This is a genomic window from Thermosipho sp. (in: thermotogales), from assembly GCF_020054775.1.
GTDB lineage: Bacteria > Thermotogota > Thermotogae > Thermotogales > Fervidobacteriaceae > Thermosipho > Thermosipho africanus.
The window spans coordinates 1-5,003 of sequence record NZ_JAIHAP010000107.1 but is presented as its reverse complement, the minus strand read 5'-3'; the positions used below and the strand labels follow the sequence as shown (position 1 = coordinate 5,003).

Here is a 5,003-nt window from a genome sequence, read left to right as displayed (position 1 = left end):
AAAAAGGGAAAATTAAAGTATTAATTGTTAATAATATTAGTAAGAATATCTTTTGCAACTTTTTCTTTGCTCCCTTCAAGTTGTATTACTTTATCTTTAGAAATTAAAAATGCACTTGAAAAATCACTTCCCATTACTTTATTTGCATCATTTGCAATGATATAATCAGCATTTTTTGAAATCAATTTTTGTTTACCATATTCTATTATATTACTTGTTTCAGCTGCAAATCCAATAATAATTTGATTGCTGCGTTTTTTTCTTCCAAGTTCTTTTAAAATATCTTTTGTTCTTTCAAGTTCTAGAATAAAATTATTTTCTGATTTTTTAATTTTTTCTTTTGATTTTACTTTTGGAGTGTAATCAGCTACAGCAGCAGTCATTATTATAATGTCGTAATCTATAAATTTATTCATTACCTGAGTGTACATTTCGTGAGCAGTTTTAATTTTTATAAATTCATCAATAAAATATGGAGGAGTTAAATTTGTTGGTCCTGAGATTAAAGTTGTGTATGCCCCCATTCTTTTTGATATTTTTGCAATTTCATACCCCATTTTTCCACTTGAGTAATTTGAAATATATCTGATTGGATCTATTTCTTCTCTTGTTGGCCCTGCAGTAACTAAAACTTTCTTGCCAGATAATCTTTTTTCTTCAAGCATATAGTATATTGCTTCAATAATTTTTTCATTTTCTGGGTATCTTCCTTTACCTACATCACCGCATGCTAAATGACCACTATCGGGTTCTACAATAAACCAACCCAATTTTTTTAATTTTTCAAAGTTTTCTTGAGTTAATTTATTTTCATACATTCGAGTATTCATAGTTGGGACCAAAATTTTTGGAGTTTTTTCAGGCAATGCCAATATTGTTGTTGTAAGTAGATTATCTGCAACTCCAGAAGAAATCTTGGCAATTGTGTTTGCTGTAGCTGGTGCAAGAACAAATAAATCAGCTTTTTTTGAAAGTTCTGTATGAATAATCCATCCGTTTTTAACATTAAATGTATCTGTATATACTGGACAATTACCAACTGCTGAAAAAACAACCGGAGAAATCATTTTAGTTGCATTTTCAGTCATTATTATATCAATTTCAAATTTATTTTTTCTAAGTTTGCTAACTAAGTCTACAGCTTTGTAAATTGCAATTCCGCTTGTAACTCCAACAACTATATTCAATTTATTTTCCCCCTTTTTCAAAAACGTTTTCTTTTGATGGAAAAGTTTTATCTTTTACTTCCGTTTTGAATTTTTCGATTGCATTTAGCATAATTTCAAAAGTGTTTGCATACATTTTGGAAAATTTTGGCTTAAATTCGGGATTTAGACCAACAATATCATGAAACACTAAAACTTGTCCATCACAATATCTTCCTGCACCTATTCCAATTGTTGGTATTGAGAGTTTTTCTGTAATTTCTTTTGCAATGGATTCAGTTACCATTTCAAGAACAATTGAAAATACCCCGCAATTTTCGAGTGCAAGTGCATCGTCTAAAAGTTTTTTCTTTGCACTTTCTTCTTTTCCTTGAACTTTATAGCCACCAAACATATTCAATGATTGTGGAGTAAAACCAAGGTGCCCCATAACTGGAATGCCAATGTTTAAACATTTTTGGATTATTTCACAGTTTTGTGCTCCGCCTTCAATTTTTACAGCATTTGCCCCATTTTTAATTAGCAATCCTGCATTTTTAACAGATTCTTCTATGCTATATCCATATGACAAAAATGGAAGGTCAGCTACAATAAACGAGTTTGGTGCACCTCTTCTGACTGCTTGAAGGTGTATTATCATTTCTTCGAGAGTAACTGGAATTGTTGAATCATATCCAAGAACGTTATTTCCCAAAGAATCACCAACTAAGATTATATCAACGCCTGCTTTTTCAAGGATTTTTGCAGTTGGTGCATCATAGGCAGTAACCATAACAATTTTTTCTTTATTTTTCATTTTTAAAATTTTTTGTATTGTCATTTTAATCACACTCCTATTAATATATTTTAACATAAAAAATACCCTCTAGTTCTCCTAGAGGGTATTTTTTAATAAATTTTCAAGGCTCCATTTTAGTAGCTCTGGATATTTTCTGTTTGTAAAATTTGGATCATTTTCTAAGCTAGTAGAACTTACAGTGCCGTTTTTTAAATTTTTAATTTTTTGTAGGTATTCTTTCATTAGTCCTACGTCTGCGAAATTTCCAATTTTTCCATGACCTGGAACAATATTAGAAACTTGCGGAAGATTTTCAAGTGTATTTATCCAAACGTCTAAATTACTATCACTTACTATTTCAGGATGGATGTCAGTTATAACAGTATCACCAGCTATTAAAATATCTTCATTTTCTATTATGATGTATGATGAATCTGGTGTATGACCAGGACCATGGTAAACAGTTAATTTTACTCCATCTTCATATTCAAAAAAGTTATCAAATATGATGTTTGGAGGAACTATTTTTATATCTTCAATTTCTAGTTGCATTATATATTTTTCATCTATTTGTTCCATAAGGTTTCTTGTTAGGGAGTGACCAACTATAGGACAATCAAATGCAGAATTTCCAAATGTATGATCGGGGTGATAATGAGTGTTAATAACAAGAGTTATTTCTTTTCCAGAAATATCTTTTGAGAACTCTTTTATTTTTTCAGCTTTTTTTGGAAATAAAGATGTGTCTATCAGTATGTTTCCTTTTTTTCCAATAATTAAAGTGCTGTTTGATGCTAGTTCGTTTTCAATAATATAGACTTTATTATTTATGTTTTTTATCATAAAATACCCCCACTGTTATGATATACTTTTCATAGAAATTATTCTCTAAAAGGAGGTAATATTCCTTGAAAAATGTTTTATTGATTGGATATTATGGCTATGGAAATTATGGTGACGAGCTTATGAGACAAAGTATAAAGGAATTTTTGATCGAAAAAAATTATAGAGTTATGGAATTATTACCAAAAGAGAAAAAAAAGTTGAATGAATATAATAGATTTAATCCTTTTTCTGTTATAAAAGCTATTATAAAGTCTGATGTTGTAATATGCGGCGGGGGAGGGGTTTTACAAGACAAGACAAGCTTTAAAAGCTTTATGTATTATTACCTTCTCTTTAAAACAGCCCTTTTGTTTGGAAAACCTTTGATATTTTTTGGAAATAGTTTTGGACCTTTTTATAATTATGCATCAAGAATTTTAATGAAAAATTTATTGGAAAGTAAGAAGTTATACATTTTTGCAAGAGATCCGGTTTCATATAGATATGCAAAAAATTTTAATAAAAATTCTTTTTTGTGTACAGATCCAGGTATTAGAAAATTAGGAAGTATAAAAGTGGAAAGTAGTAAAGAAAGTAATAAGGCAGTAATAATTCCAAGGAGAGTAAAAAATTATGTCCCGCTTTTGTTAACGTTAAAAAGCCAGGGAATAAATGAAGTAGTGTATGTTCCATTTTCTCCTCAAGATGAGGTACTTGCTAAAAGATTATCGAATATTTCAATCAAAGGATTAAATTCAAGGTTTTCAAATCTAATCATAGAAGAGATATCAAGTAGTAAGATTGTTGTCAGTGAAAGATTCCATGGAGCGCTAGTTTCAGCATTTTTGGGAAAAGCTTTTATTTCTGTTAACGATGAAAAATTCAGAAGATTTTTTAATAGATATTCTAGTAACAAAAGCCATTTTGCACATGATTTATTTGATGCAAGCTTGAAAGTTAAAGAGTTAGTAAATCCAAATATATATAAAAAGATGAAAGAAGATGCTGAAGAAATGTATGAAAAGCTTGAAAAACTTTTAGTAAATCTTTAAAAGGTAACTACGGGATAATTATGTACAGGATGGTTAATAATATAGAATTCTTTTTCATAGAGCTTTTTAATGTTTTCTTTATTTATAACTTTTATTGGTGCACCTTCAAAGATTACTTTTCCATCTTTTAATGCATATATATAGTTACAGTATTTTGAGGCAACATTGATGTTGTGGAAAGCTGATAAAACAGTTTTTCCTTTTAAAGTAAGCTTTTTTAGTATTTCAACTATTTGAATTGCATGTGAGATATCTAAATGGGCTGTTAATTCATCGACTATTATTACAGGAGTTTCTTGATAAATGCTCCTTGCTATTAACACTCTTCTTTGTTCCCCACCACTTAATGTGGAAAAGTATCTGTCTTCGTAACCTAAGAGTTCAACCATTGAAAGACATTCTTTTATTTTTGTTGAATCTTCGAATGTATTGAAAAAGCTAGTTTTTTTATGAAGTGCTCCCATTTCAATTATATCTTTTACTTTAAATTCAAATGTGGGGTTAAATTCCTGCCGAACAAAAGAAATTTTTGATGCAATATACTTTCTTGAAAGCTTTCTAATATCCTTATCATAAAGTAATATTTTTCCAGAATATGGTTTTAACAAACCAGCTATAAGATTGAGTGTTGTTGATTTTCCAGCGCCATTTGGACCAATTATCCCTACAAATTGCCCTTCTTTTATATTTAAATTCAAATTTTTAATTCCAAAATTTCCGTATGAAAAATTTAAATTTATTACTTTAAGAATTTCGTTCATTGATACTTGCCACCTTTAACATTTCTTTGTACTTTGCGAGGATTTTCTGTGCGTATTGATCTTTGTATGTTCCTCCATTATAGTGTTTTACTGCATCAGTTATATTATGGAATTTGTCGTATAGATATTTTAGATAGTAACTACCAATTTTTATATTTAGCTTAAAGTCCCATAATATTCTATTCCAACCTTCTTGTGGAGTAGAGATTTTATATAAATTTGCTACAAATTCTGCAGTTTCCGGTTTTATTTGCATCATTCCAAGTTCGCCATGCATTCCAATTACATTTCTAAACTCAGTTTCCACGATTATTACGGAAGTTATTAAAAGTGGATCAATTCCTGTTTCTTTGGAAGCATCTAAAATTGCATTTTCAATATTTTGAATTAACTCCTCATCACATGGGAGGTTATATGCTTC

At 29.4% G+C, this 5,003-nt stretch carries 6 protein-coding genes; 1 reads left to right on the top strand and 5 read right to left on the bottom strand.

Translation table 11 applies throughout. The features are described 5' to 3' along the window. Window positions 1-20: 20 nt before the first annotated feature. Genes coaBC through JG780_RS10690 form a run of 3 tightly spaced genes read right to left on the bottom strand, consistent with a single transcriptional unit; the run spans window position 21 to window position 2,787 of the window. Entirely contained in the window at window positions 21-1,187 is a 1,167-nt protein-coding gene (gene coaBC, locus JG780_RS10700) for a bifunctional phosphopantothenoylcysteine decarboxylase/phosphopantothenate--cysteine ligase CoaBC (protein WP_287570628.1), read from the bottom strand. A 1-nt stretch (window position 1,188) separates the two neighbouring features. Further along, on the bottom strand, window positions 1,189-1,986 hold the full coding sequence (gene panB / locus JG780_RS10695; RefSeq protein WP_287570626.1) for a 3-methyl-2-oxobutanoate hydroxymethyltransferase: 798 nt from the start codon (window positions 1,984-1,986) through the stop codon (window positions 1,189-1,191). A gap of 54 nt (window positions 1,987-2,040) precedes the next feature. After that, window positions 2,041-2,787 carry an MBL fold metallo-hydrolase gene (locus tag JG780_RS10690; RefSeq protein ID WP_114702531.1) on the bottom strand — a complete coding sequence of 249 codons (747 nt, stop codon included), beginning with the start codon at window positions 2,785-2,787 and terminating at the stop codon, window positions 2,041-2,043. 65 nt (window positions 2,788-2,852) lie between these two features. Between JG780_RS10690 and JG780_RS10685 the strand changes: the two genes are divergently transcribed. Then, window positions 2,853-3,821 carry a polysaccharide pyruvyl transferase family protein gene (locus tag JG780_RS10685; RefSeq protein ID WP_287570624.1) on the top strand — a complete coding sequence of 323 codons (969 nt, stop codon included), beginning with the start codon at window positions 2,853-2,855 and terminating at the stop codon, window positions 3,819-3,821. Here the strand turns inward: JG780_RS10685 and JG780_RS10680 are convergent. Further along, window positions 3,818-4,582 (bottom strand): ABC transporter ATP-binding protein, encoded by a 765-nt coding sequence (locus tag JG780_RS10680; RefSeq protein ID WP_012580327.1) that lies wholly within the window; start codon window positions 4,580-4,582, stop codon window positions 3,818-3,820. The two genes, JG780_RS10685 and JG780_RS10680, sit on opposite strands and share 4 nt — an antisense overlap. Continuing rightward, on the bottom strand, window positions 4,566-5,003 hold a 438-nt coding region (locus tag JG780_RS10675; protein WP_287570622.1), incomplete at its 5' end, for a transglycosylase SLT domain-containing protein. The genes JG780_RS10680 and JG780_RS10675, both read right to left, overlap by 17 nt.